This window comes from Paenibacillus sp. FSL P4-0176 (assembly GCF_037975265.1).
In the GTDB taxonomy this organism is placed as follows: domain Bacteria; phylum Bacillota; class Bacilli; order Paenibacillales; family Paenibacillaceae; genus Paenibacillus; species Paenibacillus amylolyticus.
This window is the reverse complement of record NZ_CP150242.1, coordinates 3,373,947-3,390,221: the sequence shown is the minus strand read 5'-3', so window position 1 is coordinate 3,390,221 and position 16,275 is coordinate 3,373,947. Positions and strand designations below refer to the sequence as shown.

11 protein-coding genes are annotated in these 16,275 nt (G+C 43.6%); 3 read left to right on the top strand and 8 right to left on the bottom strand.

What is annotated here, in order from left to right; translation table 11 throughout:
• Positions 1-126: 126 nt before the first annotated feature.
• The 4 genes from nspC to MKY95_RS15435 form a co-directional block, all read right to left on the bottom strand.
• On the bottom strand, positions 127-1,254 hold the full coding sequence (nspC, locus tag MKY95_RS15450; protein WP_339199982.1) for a carboxynorspermidine decarboxylase: 1,128 nt from the start codon (positions 1,252-1,254) through the stop codon (positions 127-129).
• Position 1,255: 1 nt separating this feature from the next.
• Positions 1,256-2,494, bottom strand: coding sequence for a saccharopine dehydrogenase family protein (locus tag MKY95_RS15445; RefSeq protein WP_036616010.1), 1,239 nt, complete (start codon positions 2,492-2,494; stop codon positions 1,256-1,258).
• 940 nt (positions 2,495-3,434) lie between these two features.
• Complete coding sequence (locus MKY95_RS15440; protein ID WP_036616012.1) at positions 3,435-4,694, bottom strand: cytochrome P450; 1,260 nt, start codon at positions 4,692-4,694, stop codon at positions 3,435-3,437.
• A 216-nt stretch (positions 4,695-4,910) separates the two neighbouring features.
• The gene (locus MKY95_RS15435) at positions 4,911-5,804 is read right to left on the bottom strand and encodes a TetR/AcrR family transcriptional regulator (RefSeq protein ID WP_076253019.1); all 894 of its coding nucleotides are present in this window, start codon (positions 5,802-5,804) and stop codon (positions 4,911-4,913) included.
• A gap of 236 nt (positions 5,805-6,040) precedes the next feature.
• Between MKY95_RS15435 and MKY95_RS15430 the strand changes: the two genes are divergently transcribed.
• Complete coding sequence (locus tag MKY95_RS15430; protein ID WP_076253018.1) at positions 6,041-6,688, top strand: TetR/AcrR family transcriptional regulator; 648 nt, start codon at positions 6,041-6,043, stop codon at positions 6,686-6,688.
• A 19-nt stretch (positions 6,689-6,707) separates the two neighbouring features.
• Complete coding sequence (locus tag MKY95_RS15425; protein WP_339199629.1) at positions 6,708-9,032, top strand: MMPL family transporter; 2,325 nt, start codon at positions 6,708-6,710, stop codon at positions 9,030-9,032.
• Positions 9,033-9,139: 107 nt separating this feature from the next.
• On the opposite strand, the gene MKY95_RS15420 is transcribed toward MKY95_RS15425, so the two are convergent.
• Together MKY95_RS15420 and MKY95_RS15415 are read right to left on the bottom strand one after the other, a co-directional pair.
• Positions 9,140-9,895: a gamma-glutamyl-gamma-aminobutyrate hydrolase family protein gene (locus tag MKY95_RS15420; protein WP_339199627.1), complete on the bottom strand. Its 756-nt coding sequence runs from the start codon at positions 9,893-9,895 to the stop codon at positions 9,140-9,142.
• Positions 9,896-10,110: 215 nt separating this feature from the next.
• Complete coding sequence (locus tag MKY95_RS15415; RefSeq protein WP_339199624.1) at positions 10,111-11,307, bottom strand: MFS transporter; 1,197 nt, start codon at positions 11,305-11,307, stop codon at positions 10,111-10,113.
• 245 nt (positions 11,308-11,552) lie between these two features.
• Here MKY95_RS15415 and MKY95_RS15410 point away from each other — a divergent pair, with 245 nt between their 5' ends.
• Positions 11,553-12,425, top strand: coding sequence for an AraC family transcriptional regulator (locus MKY95_RS15410; RefSeq protein WP_339199621.1), 873 nt, complete (start codon positions 11,553-11,555; stop codon positions 12,423-12,425).
• Between the two features lie 94 nt (positions 12,426-12,519).
• On the opposite strand, the gene MKY95_RS15405 is transcribed toward MKY95_RS15410, so the two are convergent.
• Positions 12,520-14,505, bottom strand: a complete 1,986-nt coding sequence (locus MKY95_RS15405) for a methyl-accepting chemotaxis protein (RefSeq protein ID WP_339199618.1) — start codon at positions 14,503-14,505, stop codon at positions 12,520-12,522.
• Positions 14,506-14,748: 243 nt separating this feature from the next.
• Positions 14,749-16,275 (bottom strand): response regulator, encoded by a 1,527-nt coding sequence (locus MKY95_RS15400; RefSeq protein WP_339199616.1) that lies wholly within the window; start codon positions 16,273-16,275, stop codon positions 14,749-14,751.

The following is a 16,275-nucleotide window of genomic DNA, read 5'->3' as shown; positions in this document are numbered from 1 at the left end:
ACTGATAAACATCATTGAATCTAATCGTTAAACTTCAGTTAACGTTAAAAAGGGAACCTGTCTCCAGGTTCCCTTTTTTGTATTTATTTTCAATTCTATATTAATACTTACTATATAATGAAGTAATTATGCCAGCCTCATTTTGAAATCCTGATATCCGAATTCACGGACAACTTCACAATCGCCGTCTTTTCTTTTGACTGCAATCGCTGGAAGCGGCATGCCGTTGAACGTATTGGTTTTCACCATGGAGTAAATCGCCATGTCTTCGAATACCAGACGGTCGCCTTCTTGCAAAGGCTGATCGAATGAATAATCCCCAATCACGTCACCAGACAGACAGGTTTGTCCACCTAGACGATACAGATGAGCCTTCTCACCCACTTCTCCCGAACCGATGAGCGGCGGGCGATATGGCATTTCCAGCACATCCGGCATATGACACGTAGCTGAAGTATCCAGAATAGCGATGTCCATACCGTTTTTATGGAAGTCCAGCACAGAGGTCACCAGATAACCCGCGTTCAGCGCAACAGCTTCTCCCGGCTCCAGATATACTTCCAGGCCATAATCATTCTGCATACGTGTGATGCATGCTTCCAGTCTTGGAATATCATAATCTTCACGTGTGATATGGTGCCCACCGCCGAAGTTGATCCATTCCATTTGTGGCAACCATTGTCCGAATTTATCGACCACTGCATTCAGCGTAGTCTCCAGATCATCGGAGTTTTGCTGACACAGTGTGTGGAAGTGAAGTCCGGAGACACCTTCCAACAAGTCTGCATCGAAATCCTCCAGTTTCGCACCAAAACGCGAACCCGGAGAACACGGATCGTAGATCTCATGTCCTTCTTGAGTAGAGCATTCAGGGTTGACGCGCAAGCCGACCTTACGGCCAGCTTGAAGCGCCTTATCCTTGAATTTTGCAAGCTGTGAAAATGAGTTGAAAATAATGTGGTCGCAGATAGAGATAATCTCGTCGATCTCTTCTGCACGATATGCTGGAGCAAAGACATGATTCTCTTTGCCCATTTCCTCATGGCCCAGACGCGCTTCATACAAACCGCTCGCCGTTGCACCGCTCAGGTATTCTCCAATCAGCGGATACATCGCAGTCATGGAGAATGCTTTTTGAGCCAGCACGATTTTGGCACCTGTACGCTGCATAACACCGTTCAGGATTTTCAGGTTTTTCTCAATAAGCGCCTCGTCAACAACAAAACATGGTGTCGGTAATTGCTCGAACCGCATTTTAGCGAACAAGCTCCGATTCTTTAACTTCTTCTGGCAGCTCATCAACGAGTACCGGGTTGAAGTCTTCTACCCATGGGAGGCCCCATTTGTTCAACTCTTCCATGAATGGATCTGGGTTGAACTCTTCTACATTATATACGCCTGGTTTGTTCCATTTGCCTGTCATGACCATTGCTGCACCGATCATTGCTGGAACGCCTGTAGTGTAAGAGATCGCTTGGGAACCCACTTCTTTATAACACTCTTGGTGATCACAGATATTGTAAACATAATATGTTTTGTCTTTGCCGTCTTTTTTACCTTTGAAAATACAACCGATGTTTGTTTTACCTACAGTACGTGGTCCAAGGGATGCTGGATCCGGCAGTACTGCTTTCAGGAATTGCAGTGGAATAATTTGTTTACCTTCATATTCAATAGGCTCGATTGAAGTCATGCCTACATTTTCAAGAGCTTTCAAGTGAGTCAGGTAGCTTTGACCAAATGTCATGAAGAAACGGATACGTTTCAGACCTGGCATGTTTTTTGCCAAAGATTCCAATTCCTCATGGTACAACAGGTACATGTCTTTCTCGCCAACTTCTTTGAAGTCGTAGACACGTTTGATTTCCATCGGCTTCGTTTCGATCCATTCACCATTTTCCCAATATTTTCCGTTCGCAGATACTTCGCGAATGTTGATCTCAGGGTTGAAGTTGGTTGCGAACGGATAGCCGTGGTCGCCGCCATTGCAGTCCAGAATGTCGATGTACTCAATTTCGTCAAAGTAGTGCTTCAGGGCATAAGCGGAGAATACGCCAGTCACACCTGGGTCAAATCCACTACCGAGCAATGCAGTGATGCCTGCTTGTTCAAAACGCTCTTTGTAATCCCATTGCCAGCTGTATTCAAACTTCGCTGTATCATGTGGCTCATAGTTAGCTGTGTCCATGTAATTTGTTTTAGTTGCAAGACAAGCATCCATGATTGTCAGATCTTGATACGGCAAAGCGAGGTTCATAACGATATCCGGTTTAACTTCGTTGATCAGAGCGATCAGTTCGTCAACATTGTCAGCATCAACTTGTGCTGTTGTAATTTTTGTTTTTCCGCCGTCCAGCTTGGCTTTGAGTTCATCACATTTTGATTTTGTACGACTCGCGATGCAGATTTCCTCAAAAACTTCGCTGTTTTGAACGCATTTGTGTACTGCCACGGAAGCAACGCCGCCGGCGCCGATGATTAGTGCTTTTCCCATTTTACATTCTCCTATCCCAATATGTATTTTTTTTAAAATTGGTTTAATACGGTGACAACAAGACAACAAAAAAAGCAAGGTGAAAAATGCTCGCAATCGCGCATCATCACACTTGCTTATCGATATACATCATAAAAAAGACGTGAAGTCTCCATGACCAAAAAAGTTCACAAGAACTCCTTTGGCGGAAAGCTTCTTCATGTATATCAATATTGGATCAGAGTCTATATAGCAAATAATTCGCCTTTACCACTCTTATTGACCGTTTCACAAGTTGATGTGCAATTGCACTGGTTGTAAAGTAACCAACTTATAAAATTTGAGCTTTGAACTCAATCAATAAAGCAACATAAGTTGCCAATCGGCGTTTGACCCGGCTGTCCGTATGGCCTTAACTTCCTGGTGAAGTGGTCAAAATTATCTGCTGGAAAGCTCTAATTCATATTGATAAATTAACTTCCCAAAATCACAGGTCTTACACTATCAGACGTCGAAAAAAAAATCAAGCAATAATTTAAAATTAATTTTTTGATCTGATTACGCGTTGGAATGAAATTGATATCCTTCGAAAACTTTTAAGCCTTCTGTGTTAAGTAATTTCCCTGTTACTTCAGGCTTTTGAGGACTTTTGTCGAATACTTCTTCACACGAGATCATGATGTTGCCGCCAGCAATTTCCGCTAATTGATCATGAGCCGAATGGTTCGTTTCCTTCTTTGCGAGCTTGCAGAGCAATCTCAATGGCTTTATGCATGAATTGTTCATCTTTATTCATAAGGTTTACCTCCACCACAAAAATTATGTATCCCACTTTATCTTTTACATTAAGCAGTGTTCAATCCATTAATATGTTTCTTGTTCATTCCATTCTATCATCTATACAAATAAAGAGTATGACGAAAATTCGTCATACTCCAATGGGTTACACTAAGTTTATCTATTAAAATTTTACGGGCAATGCTGCCAATCCCTGTGATGACAAAGCAGAGTGCCAATGAATCTCTTCCTGAGGAATACTGAGCTGAATATCCGGTAGCCGACGTAAAAGCGTAGTAAACGCCACGTCCCCTTCTACACGAGCAAGCGGAGCGCCAAGACACATATGAATGCCGTGTCCAAAGGCCAAATGCCGTTTTATTTTGCGTTCGATATCCAACTCTTCGGGATCAGTGAACTGCTGCTCGTCCCGATTCGCTGATTTCAGAAGGGGAATCACAACGTCTCCCTTTTGAATCAATTGTCCATCCAGCTCCGTGTCCTGCGTTGCATAACGAGGACCTGAGGAAGTGGCGGGTCCGTTATATCGTAGCAACTCCTCCACCGCAGAAGGAACCAGATTCAGATCTTGTTTCAGTTGTTCCAGTTGTTCGGGATGGGTCAGAAGAAGATAAGAACCAGTTGCAATCAGATTGGAAGTTGTCTCATGTCCAGCAAATATCAATAACGTGATCATGGATATTAATTCATCTTCATTCAGTCGATCTCCCTCCTCCTCAATCGCAATCAATTGACTGATGAGGTCATCTGAAGGTTCTACTCGTTTGTTCGCCACAAGTTGTGAGGTGTACTCTGCGAATGATCGCAAGTGCTGCGCTACGGCAGGGTCCTGTTTACCAAAACCAAGACCTTTTGCAATGGCTTCAGACCATACATGGATCTGAGGTCGGTCTTCCTGAGGTATACCCAACATCTCGGAAATAACGTTGATTGGGAAAGGATAGGCATAGTCTTTTACAAGATCCATCTCTCCTTTTCCTTCGAATTGGTCAATCAACTCATCGGCAATTTCCTGGACGCGTGGACGCAGGCTTTCCATATATCTTGGCGTGAACGCTTTGGAAACCAGGCTACGCAGTCTTCGGTGATCCGGTTCATCAACAAAGAGCATCGACTTTCCGGTAAAAAAGGTCTGGGGTTCCGATGAACCAAGCTCACCTGAGAGATTCTTTCGAATATCATTGCCACTATCAATAGAGTTCATATCTACCGTAAATCGAGAGTGATCTTTCAGCACTTCCATGGCAACGTCCATCCGAGTTACAATCCAGGTTTGCCCTGCTCCACCCATTGGATTAGGAATAGGGACAACGGAACCTTTGGCACGCATCTGTGCAAACATGGCAAATGGATCTTTACTATTTTCTTCGCTAAACAAATTAAATTCTACTTTTTCTGAGGTCTGGTTATTCGAATTATTCATATAAATCTTCCTTTCGAAGTGAAGTGCTTCAAATCTATGGAAATATATGTTCATTCCAATTATATACTACTCGTATAATTAATTTCAAATATCATAGTTTAAACAGTACAAAACAACTGTTATAACAACAATTTATTAATATACTAATAGTATATTAATAATAACCACAGACATAAAAAAACAAAAAAAGAGGTCGGCTACGAGCCAACCCCCATATTAATTACGTTGCTTCACTAGTTCCAAATACCACCAACAGGCTTCGGTCAGTCTATTGGCTTCAGATTGAAACGCACTGGATTTGTACTCTTTGTGAAACGCTTGCAGCACCACTTCGATTACAGGAATATTTAAATCCTCTTGATCTTGTAATAGCGCTAAGAGCCCCTTCGAAAGTTGCTTGAATGATGCAGATTCCTTGGATTTTTGTACACGGTTGTTGAACTCATAAAATTCGATCAATATATTATCGATGTCCAGACCCATATCATGGTTACGCTCATCGGCATTCAGGAAATAGAGAGACTGAAAGTCGAAAATATGTTCATTTCTCTGATGCATTGTTCTTAGGATCACTTCAATGTACGTTAATACTTTGGGAACCACTTCGCTCCATACCGGTTTTTGCGTATTTAGACTTCTTGATGTGTTGGCAATCTGATGTAATATGCCGTAGCACAATATGGCCCCTTCGTTGGCATATAAGCTAATATCGTTCCCGTAAACCTGAATCAAGCGTGTGGACAGCCATTTTAGGTGAACTGTAGCCAGTTTGGCTGAGTTGATCTCCCCGGAATAAAAACCCGTCCAATATAATTCCCATACTCGCTCTTTATTAGGTACAGACATAGGAATCGCAATCTGATCTACGAGCAGGTCATAATCCGATGTATAGTGATTTTGTTCAAGCTCTTTGCGAATGAAAACATCCTCTTGCATACGCTGATCAATAATAGAATATAAACAGTCTTCTTTGGAACTGAAGAATTTGTAGAATGTGCCTTTGGATACACCCGATTGATCCAAGATCATCTGGATTGTTGTATTTGCATAGCTGTGCTCTAAAAATAGTGCAAGTGCTGTTTCCAATAAACTTTGTTTACGACTACTCATATCTCGTTATCGCCCCAAGTTTTTCTATTGATTTTAACATTCATTCCTCAGGAGTTGAAGCATTGATTCGCAGTATAGCTGTCATATAAAATAATTGCACAATGAGTAAATTTGCACAATGAGCAACTTGTTTGTTATGATAAACCTCACAAAGTGCATATTCAGTAAGTGTGCTCTTCTTAAAAGAATTAAACCATAGTCATTGGTGTTGGAGGTGAACGCATAAGCGGAGAATAATGATCAAACGAAACTTGCGACATTTGAAGAAAGAAGCAACTGAAAAAGCACTTGCTAGTGCTGCATTTGAACTTACCCTTGAACATGGGCTTGATGGCTTTACGGTCGAAGATATCGTGCATCAGGTGGGTTGTTCCCGCAGAACATTTGCAAACTACTTCACATGTAAAGAAGAAGCCGTAGCAAGAGGCGCAATATCCGTTCAGAATACAACGGAACTCGAAGAGTTGCTTACCGAATTGCCCGACAACGTCTCCTTGCTTGACGTACTGTATAACCTGATCAAGATGCAGCTTACAACAGAACTAATAGGAAGACTTCATCAGCTACTATCGCTATCCCAGACCTATCCCGTGCTTGAACCGCATTACCTTGGAGCCATGCACCGGATGCAGACGCAGGCACAAGATACCTTATTAGACTTATCTAACGGGAAGTATGACGAGATCTATACTTATCTTTTGATCAACGCACTATATGGAACAATACTGCCATTAATTGATGGAAGACTCAATGTGTTACTACCCGGACAAGTCATTACTGAAGATACCAAGCCCGGTGTTTTAACATTCGATCAATTTTTGGAAACCACGTTTAATCATTTACGGGCAGGATTTGAACATGCCAACCATCCACATTCATCATAGAGGAGTGTAAAATAGAGAAATGTCTACATTATTATACAGAGTGGGGAAAACCGCTTTTAGCAAACCTGCCTATTTCATCATTGGCTGGGTTTTAATTCTGGGAATTGTCATCTCCATGATCAGCATCAATGGTATTCACATCAGTTCCGAAATGAAGATTGAAGGCACAGAGTCACAGAAGGTTCTGGATCAATTGGCAAAAGAACTGCCTGCCGCCTCCGGCGGTCAAGGAAGTGTTGTCTTCAAAGCTCCAGACAACGAGCGTTTGGATACGCCTGAACGTTTGGCGGCCATGATGAAAGGTGTTAATGAGGTTTACGGATTAGACAAAGTCATTAACCCTGCGGACTATGCAGCTGAAGCGGGTAATTCGGGTGCTCAGGCGGAGATGGCTCAGAATGCTCAGGCTACTGATATGGCGCAATCCGCAACAACCACGCCTCCTCCCTATGGACCTTTGATGGTGGATGGTGTTCCTGTACCTGGAATGCTGATCTCTTCGGACGGCAGCATTGCACTGTTCCAGTTCCAATTTACAATTGAACAGTCTGCCATAACACAGGATGTATTTGATTCCGTTATTCAGTCCGTTATGACGGTAGAGCAAGGAACCAATATTAAGGTGTTGCCGGGCGAAACGCTCAAAACGGTATCGATTGGAGTCGGCTCGGCAGAGATTGTTGGACTGGTCATTGCTGTCATTGTATTGCTGATCACCCTTGGCTCCGTTGTTGCAGCAGGTCTGCCTCTGATCACTGCACTCCTAGGAGTTGCCATTGGAGTTGGTGGTGCGTTCTCCATCTCCAAATTCATCGAAATGCCTAGTGTCACTTCCGTTCTAGCTCTAATGGTTGGATTGGCTGTTGGAATCGACTATGCGCTCTTCATTGTTAATCGCCAGCGTCGAATGATCATTGATCAAGGCTTGAGCGCAAAAGAAGCAACGGCCAGAGCCATTGGTACATCGGGTAGCGCAGTATTTTTTGCCGGATTAACCGTCATTATTGCACTGTGCGGTATGCTTGTCATCGGTCTTACATTCTTGTCTACGATGGCTTTAGTCGCAGCTGCCACCGTGCTCATCAACGTATTTGTTGCTTTAACCCTGTTGCCGGCTTTACTGGGATTGGTAGGAGAACGCATCTGTTCCGCCAAAGCTCGTGAGAAAAGCGCGAAACATCCTAAAGCCACTAACCACGGAGTCGCGAACAGATGGGTGAAATTCGTTATCAAAAATCGCTGGGCTACCATTATCGCCATCATCGTCATTCTTGGTTTTGCCGCGACGCCGATCACCAAAATGGAAATGGGTATCCCCGGCGCTTCCTCAGCGAATCTGGATACAACTGCAAGACAAAGTTATGATGCCATCTCCGAAGGCTTCGGAGAAGGATTCAACGGACCCCTTATTCTGGTCGCAGAGCCTAATCAGTCTTCCGCAAAAGTTACACCGGAACTCTTGGGCGGTCTGGTGATGGAACTTCAAGGTCAGAATAACGTTGCACAAGTCACACCACTTGGGATGACAGAAGATTTAGCTATTTTCAGTCTCATTCCAAAAACGGGTCCTAACGATAATCTCACTAAAACACTGGTCACTGATCTGCGCTCGGCTGATTCCGGCATCGCACAGACCTATGATGTGAAACTCGGAGTTACTGGACTCACAGCTGTTAACATCGATATGTCCGCCAAACTGGCGCAGGTGTTCCCTATTTATGTAGGCATCATCATCCTGCTCTCGCTGATCATCCTGTTACTCGTATTCCGTTCGATTATCGTTCCAATTAAAGCCACCATCGGTTTCCTGCTTAGTATCCTGGCTACATTCGGGATCACCACTGCTGTATTCCAATGGGGCTGGTTGCATTCGCTCTTTGGTTTCGATACCGGCGGCCCGTTGCTGAGCTTTATGCCGATCATCGTAACAGGTATCCTGTATGGCCTGGCGATGGACTATCAAGTCTTCCTTGTGAGCTCCATGCGGGAATCCTATGTGCATGGTCATCGCGGGACCGAATCCGTCGTTCATGGGTACAATCAGGTAAGTCGCGTGGTTGTTGCCGCAGCAGTGATTATGGTCTCTGTATTTGCAGGATTTATATTCACTGACGATGTCATGATCAAACAGATTGGTTTCACTTTGGCGGTAGGCATTCTGATTGATGCTTTCATCATCCGTATGGGCTTGGTCCCTGCCATCATGGCTATTTTCGGAGACAAAGCTTGGGCACTTCCAAAATGGCTGGATCGCATTCTGCCAAACCTGGATGTTGAAGGCGAGAAGCTGATTGCTTCCCTGAATGCTGAAGAGCATGCCAACACGAAGTCTGGATTAAAATAATCCTGCCAATAGAACGGTGATACCATGATTACTATTACGACTAAATTCACCAATACAAAGACCTCCTCTGTTTTTATAAACAGGAGGTCTTTTTTCTTTTTCACATTTTATGCGGTGATGTCTTCAATATGGATAGTATAGCGTGGGGATTTAGCAGCATTAACAAACGCCGCAAATAACTTCTGACTGTAGTCATCTACTTTATAGCTGTACTCTGGATGCCACTGCACAGCCAAAACAAACGAGCGGTTTGGCATGACCACGGATTCAACGAGTCCATCTTCAGCGACGGCCACAGCAGTTAACTTATCCGATAACATTTTGATTCCCTGATGGTGGTAGCTGTTCACTTTTATCGTATCGGTTTGCAAAATATCGTATAGGATATTATTTTTCTCAATATGTACATCATGTACAAGATCCGTATACGGCGGACCTTGCTTATGATTAACGATCTTGTTCCCATGAAGTTGAAGGCTAGTGGGAATGTCTTGATATAACGTTCCACCCAACATAACGTTAAATAGCTGCAGTCCACGGCATATGCCAAAGGTAGGTTTATCAAGCTCAATTACCTTTTGTAATAATATCGACTCCATCATATCGCGTTCAATACACAACTCTCCACAGGTAACCTCTGCATGCTCATGATACAGCTCAGGATTGAGATCATGTCCCCCGGTGAACAGGAACCCATCGAACTGATTAGCCAGCGTTGCTATGATCTCGGTATCTGTTGTCAAAGGCAGCATAATTGGAATCCCGCCTGCTCCCTCTATGGCGTTCATATATTCTGGAAGCATCCAGTAACTTTTTTTGTCTGTATCGTACAAAGGCAGAACACCGATCATCGGCTTTTTCATGGGTTCCCCTCCTATCTTTTCATTCATTTTATCAGATCTCATCATATATAAATTCACTGAATTATTGCATTATCCTACCTCTATCATCTACGAACCCGTTTCATCCGGAATGCTGGAAAACTAAAAAAACAAACAAAGCCGCATAACAGCGACTTTGTTTGTAGTTCATATACCATATATATGCATTCATCCGTTTAGTTTAGACAGCATCTCATCTAAGCTGCTTTTACAGTGGTTGCTTCGTCTGAATTCAATTGGATGGAACGCTGGCATATCAGGGTAACGACAAAAGCCAGCAAGGCAAGCATCACAGCAACTGGAGGCACCCACTGGACACCACCCATATTGACGGCAATTCCCCCGACACCAGAGCCTAACGCTATACCCACATTGGCCGCCACAGGCAGGAGTGTAGATGCAAATGCTTTGGACCCCGGCGCGATCGATCCTGACACATCAAACAAATATAACTGGGATGCCGCGCTCATGGAGGATGACAGACATCCAATCAGGAATAGAAATGCCAAGCCGAGCCACACATTAGAAACGGTAAAACTCATTCCTAGGAACAAAATGGCTTGGATGACGAAAAGCCGCTTGAGCTTGGGCAGGAATTCACCCTTGGCTATTTTGGCACCAATCCAGTTACTCAGGATACTGCAGGCACCATAGATCAGGAGTATGGCACTAATCCAATGTACTGGCACACCCATCGTCTCACTCAGGAGTGGCGTAATGTACGTAAAAACGACGAAAATACAGCTGTTTCCCAGTACAGGGATCAGACAGGCCAGCAATATCCGTGGTTTTAAAAAGAGAGACATCTGATCACTGAACGAACCTGCAATCGTTGTTTGGCGTGGCAGAATACGGAACATGAACACCAGCGGCACAACACCTATGCATGCCGTAACAACAAACGTCATGGACCAGCTCAGATGTTGTCCGATAAAAGTACCGAGCGGAACACCTAGCACATTAGCGATTGAAAATCCGCCCAAAATCCAGGCGATAGCTTCCCCTCTTCGCTCCCGGTTCACTGCGTCGCTTACGATCGAGATCGAAAGTGATATCGTAAGTCCACAAGCAACGGCCGACACGATGCGAATGGCCATCAGAGAAGAGAACGTTGTTGAGAACACGGTCAATAGATTTAATGCTAACACGATTGCAAATCCGATCAATATGGAACTTCTTCTGGATATTTTGGCCAAGAAGGCCACAGCAAATGGAGTACCCACCGCGTATGCAATCGCAAAACCGGAGACAAGCATACCCGCGGCAGCAAGTGATACTTTCATGTAACTTTCAATTTCCTTCAACACACCCACGATAACATACTCGGTTGTTCCCAGTACAAAGCTAACAAGCGTAAGCGTTAAAATAAGTAGGTTCTCTCTATTTCTAGTCATAAATCAATACTCACTAATCCTTTCTATTGTTGCAAGCGCTTCAATTCTGTCTACGATCTTTAATTCATGTATTTTCTGCTTTCCCATCCCTTCACTTTCGATATATAGTACATTTTGGATAGTGAAATTGTACTGTCAGATATACCATGGCGACAATCAAGGTTGTTGTGGTTTTATTGCAAAACATTATATATGTTGTCATTTCAACACAGACTTTCATTACTGATTCTGAAGGGAAGACATAGATGATTACACACCACGAATCCGGCCAACGGCATCCAAATCGAGATTGCACCATTATTTATGTAGGCAAACTGGCCGATAATCCCCATTGGAGTTTTCCGACGCATAAACATGACGATCTGCATGAGATTATCTACGTAACTGAAGGCAAAGGATTGTTCACCATTGACGGCACCAAACACTGGGCTCAAAAAGGGGACATGCTCATATATAACAAGGGTACTCTTCACGAGGAGAAGTCCAATCCTGAATTCCCGTTATCCACCTTTTATTGCGGCTTTCGTTTTACAGAAGGCACCCAGACCCTTGAGGATTGGGTCATCCCTCCCTCTAACAATCCGATCATTCGAGCCAACCGATATTCCGATGAGCTCCATTCGTTAATGCAGACTCTCTTCAATGAATTTTCAATCCGGGAACATGGATACGAGTCTATCTCTGGGCATGTCCTGAAAGCAATACTTCTGATCATCGATCGGCAGTCCCGTCAACAGCTTCCTAGTGGGGAGACAGTTGAGAGCAATACCCTTGCTGAGAGCATTAAAGACTATTTGGATACCAACTATCGGCAAAACATTAAGCTCAAAGAATTGGCAGATCAATTTCATATCGATTTTTATTACTTAATTCATATGTATAAAAATCACTATGGCACTTCTCCTTATCATTACCTGATTCAACGAAGAATGGGTGAAGCCACCCGATTATTAGTCTCAACCAACAAAAAAATATGGGAAATTGCCAAACTGGTCGGTTACGATAACCCCAATTACTTTACGATTTTATTTACCAAAACGGTTGGTGAATCACCACGAAGTTTCCGAAAAAAGAATCAAAAGGATATGTTCGGGGATGAGGTGTCACATTCTTACTAATCTTACTACATGCAGAAAGGCGCTCCATTAGGGGAGCGCCTGGTGCTTTACATGTCTCTTTACATATTTCTTTACACATTTACTTACTTCTACTCTAAAGCTTAAAGCGGCGAACCAATTCTTGCATGTTCTCAGCTGTTTTGGAGAGCTGTGCAGATGATGCCGATATCTCCTGCATTGCCGCCATTTGTTCTTGGGCTGCTGCTGAAGTTGTCTGAGCACTATCAGCCGATACTTTAGAGATATGACTCATCGCGGCAACTGTAGCCGAGACTTCTTCCGTGCTGGCTGACAACTGTTCTGAGACAGCGGAAATATCCTGAATTTGATCCACGATATGCGTTGTATATTGTTCGATGTTCGATATGGTTGCTGAAGCTTCTTGGCTGATGCGCATACCTTCACCGACTTGATTACGAACTTTATCATTCATAAGAGATGTGGATTTGGCAATCAGATCAAGCATTTTGCCAATGGTAGCACCAATCTCGTCCGCACTTTGTTTGGATTGCATGGATAACGTGCGCACCTCACCAGCAACGACAGCAAAACCTTTTCCGTGTTCTCCTGCTCTTGATGCTTCAATAGAAGCATTCAGTGACAGAAGATTGGTTTGCCGAGAGATATCCGCAATGGCTTCATTCATTCGATTGGCTTCAGCGGATAGACTGGACAGCTCATTAATCAATGCCGAGGTTTCTTCAACAGCTCCGAGAATGTGTTCCATTTGTTCTCCGACCTGGTTTATCGTTTTCCCACCATTAGCAACAGCGCGCTCCGTCTCTTCAGCCGAATCCACAATCGCACTCGCAGATTCTGCAATTGTACTGATGCCTCTCGCCATCTCTTCTACGGCATTCGCGGTTTGTTCCGAATTCTCCGCCCCAACGATAGCTGATTCCGCAGTCTGTTGCATGGTTTCAGCCACATGTTGAACCGATTGGGTGGTTTGTTCTGTACTTTCCTGAATCATCTGGGAAGAGTGACTTAACAACGATGAAGTCTGGTGAAGTTCAGCAACCACCGATTGAAGGGAGATGGTCATTTGGTCAAAATCATTTGCCAATATACCAAATTCGTTTTCGGTTTTCAGATTAACCCGTTCGGACAGATTCCCTTCGCTTACGCTGCGGGTGGCCTTTCGCAGTTTTTGCATAGGTACGATAAAAGATCTCAGAATGAAGAAAATAATTACACCGGCAATCAATACAGATATAACAATGACCGTTAGACTCGATACCATAATGGGTTTCGCTGCGGCGATAAAATCTTCATGGCCCATCAAAGCAATGACATTCCAACCCGTCAAAGCATTAACACCGTTATATACCTCCAGATCATACGCCAGATCCGTTCTGACAAATTGAGAAAATGCCATCGGTTCATCGGAATTTGAAGCCGTATTTGGATGGACTGGAATTCCCTCGATGAGTGCTCCGCCGAGCTCTCCTCCTCCACCTTTTGCAATCGCACCGGACCAAGCTGCAATCGTTCGATTGGAGTCCACTACAATAAGACTTCCATTACCTCCGACATCCACATATGATAACGCTTTTGCTAATGGCTCCAGATCAAGTTTAATACTTGCTACACCTTGTTCATTTGACAGAGCTTTTGAAATCTCTACATAAATTTTCCCGGATACCGGATCTTGCATAATACTCGAAAAATAGAGTGATCCATTCTTACTTTCACCATTAGAATACCAATCTGTGCTGCGTGGATCATATGTTGCATCCTCAATTGCTGGAGAAGATATATTACTGCCTTGGTCGTTGCCTACGGTTATGGCAAGAATATCAGGATATGTATCAGCTAATTGGTCGATTCCTACTTGTACCGCTTCGTTGTTCGCCTGACTGGGAGCGGAACCATACATACTGTCGATATAACTCAATAATGCTGCTTTTTCCCCCACCAGATTGTTAATATGCTGTCCTGTCATCGTTAATATTGTATTGAGGGGATCTGTCATTTTTTGTTGTACCTGATCTTTGGCACTATCATATGAGAAATAACCGATAAGTGCAGTCGGGATAATAAGTACCGCAAGGAAAGCTGCAATGAGTCTGGTACTCATTAATCGTAAACCAGCTCCTCCTTTCTTATAAAATGACCTTTTTTTCTTTTCCTTTTTCAAGTTCAATCTTCCTCTCTTTATCCATTTTTGGTAGAATCAATCGGCCAGTAAACGCAAAAAAACCCATATATATGCACACCCAAAGAAACTTTGAGCATGTATATACATAGGTATTGCCTGAATGAATTCAGTAACAAGCCGTATTTGTTTAGTATTATAACATAATTAAAAAGGGTTTGTTAACTATGATTGGGTCTTTATACCAGACATCTGTTGTTTATAATCCGTAGGACTTAGCCCCGTATACTCTTTGAACACCTTCGAGAAATAGTGCTGGTCGCTAAATGACAGTAAATCGGAAACCTCCTTAAACTTCATGTCGGGTTGACTTTCCATCAGTCTGCATGCCTCCTGAATGCGAAGCCGGGTGTAATACTGGACAAACGTAATTTGTGTTGCATTTTTGATCACTCTGCTGACGTACGACGGGCTAACGTGAAACTTCATGGCAATGTCGTTGATAGATAATTGAGAGTATTTATTTAGTTTTACGTAATCGTCAATCTGTTCGAACAGGATCGCCTTGCTTTTTCGAACGTGGGATTGCAGCATATCGAAGCACTGTCCCGTCCATTCCGCCAGTTCCCGGCAAAAATCGGCATAGGACTGTGCCTGGGCGAATTGTCTTGACCGAAGCTCCAGACCCAATCTCATGCCCGACCCCTGTTCCTCGTACAGATGAGCAAACGTGTCTACAATCAATCCAATAAACCGCTCCACCTCGCTCATATGTACATTTTCCTCTGCCCATCGATTCAACAATTCGGATAACTTAAAAGCAAACCGTTCTTTCTGCCGAGCCTGTATCATCTGTACAAAAGCTGATTCCTGCACCGGATCCAGACAGCCTGTCTCAGATCTGACCATCGACACCGGATTCCCGGTATCCAACACTATTCCTTGTTTCAACCGTTGCTGCTCAGACAAAATGGACGACATGCGGTGATAGAGCTCCGGCAGATTACCAGACTCAGCGAATAGAAGTTGTCCTCCAATGATTGCATCGATGTCATGCGCAACCAAATGCCGTCGCATCGATTCAAGACATTCATGTACGGAAGAGTAAACCTCAAGTGCACTCTTGTTGACAAAAGCGATAAATTGATATGAAGTTTGACTAGTGTAAACACGACAAGGATGGAATGCAAAAAAATCCTGCACTAAACCCTCAAGTTCCACCTGCACCCAACGTTCATGCCCTGCGGTAAAAGGCTGTCTGCTCATAATGATCATCATCTGGCTGAATAAAGGCGGAAAATGCTCCCCTTGTTTCGACGTAATCTCACATTGGGGATGAATGATTTCCTGCAAATTCAGCAGTTCCTTGGACATCTGTTGATCAAGTTGGTCAATTACCCGACCCATGACTTCTTCAAGCGCCTCTCGCTCGACGGGTTTTAACAAATAGTCAAACACTTGCAGGTTCAATGCTTTTCTTGTGTATTCAAAATCGCTATAACCGCTAATCAAGATGACCTTCAGATCCGGGTTGGCAATTTTGGCTTGCTCGATCAAGGACAGTCCATCCATTTTTGGCATTCGTATATCTGTCAACAGCAGATCAATCGGTTCCTGCTTTAACGCTGCCAAGGCTTCCTCGCCATTCGTTGCCGTAGCCGCTACACGAATCGGGAAGCTCAGCGTTTCCAAGAGCATTTTAATATTACGTAATATCGGTTTGCTATCCTCAACGATCATAACGTTATACAT

Bases quoted from the DNA above. Each gene is read 5' to 3' on its own strand.
- MKY95_RS15405 (WP_339199618.1), bottom strand. From the start codon at position 14,505: ATGAGTACCAGACTCATTGCAGCTTTCCTTGCGGTACTTATTATCCCG.
- MKY95_RS15440 (WP_036616012.1), bottom strand. From the start codon at position 4,694: ATGAATAATTCGAATAACCAGACCTCAGAAAAAGTAGAATTTAATTTG.
- nspC (WP_339199982.1), bottom strand. From the start codon at position 1,254: ATGCGGTTCGAGCAATTACCGACACCATGTTTTGTTGTTGACGAGGCG.
- MKY95_RS15435 (WP_076253019.1), bottom strand. From the start codon at position 5,804: ATGAGTAGTCGTAAACAAAGTTTATTGGAAACAGCACTTGCACTATTT.
- MKY95_RS15445 (WP_036616010.1), bottom strand. From the start codon at position 2,494: ATGGGAAAAGCACTAATCATCGGCGCCGGCGGCGTTGCTTCCGTGGCA.
- MKY95_RS15425 (WP_339199629.1), top strand. From the start codon at position 6,708: ATGTCTACATTATTATACAGAGTGGGGAAAACCGCTTTTAGCAAACCT.
- MKY95_RS15430 (WP_076253018.1), top strand. From the start codon at position 6,041: ATGATCAAACGAAACTTGCGACATTTGAAGAAAGAAGCAACTGAAAAA.
- MKY95_RS15415 (WP_339199624.1), bottom strand. From the start codon at position 11,307: ATGACTAGAAATAGAGAGAACCTACTTATTTTAACGCTTACGCTTGTT.
- MKY95_RS15420 (WP_339199627.1), bottom strand. From the start codon at position 9,895: ATGAAAAAGCCGATGATCGGTGTTCTGCCTTTGTACGATACAGACAAA.
- MKY95_RS15400 (WP_339199616.1), bottom strand. From the start codon at position 16,275: ATGTATAACGTTATGATCGTTGAGGATAGCAAACCGATATTACGTAAT.
- MKY95_RS15410 (WP_339199621.1), top strand. From the start codon at position 11,553: ATGATTACACACCACGAATCCGGCCAACGGCATCCAAATCGAGATTGC.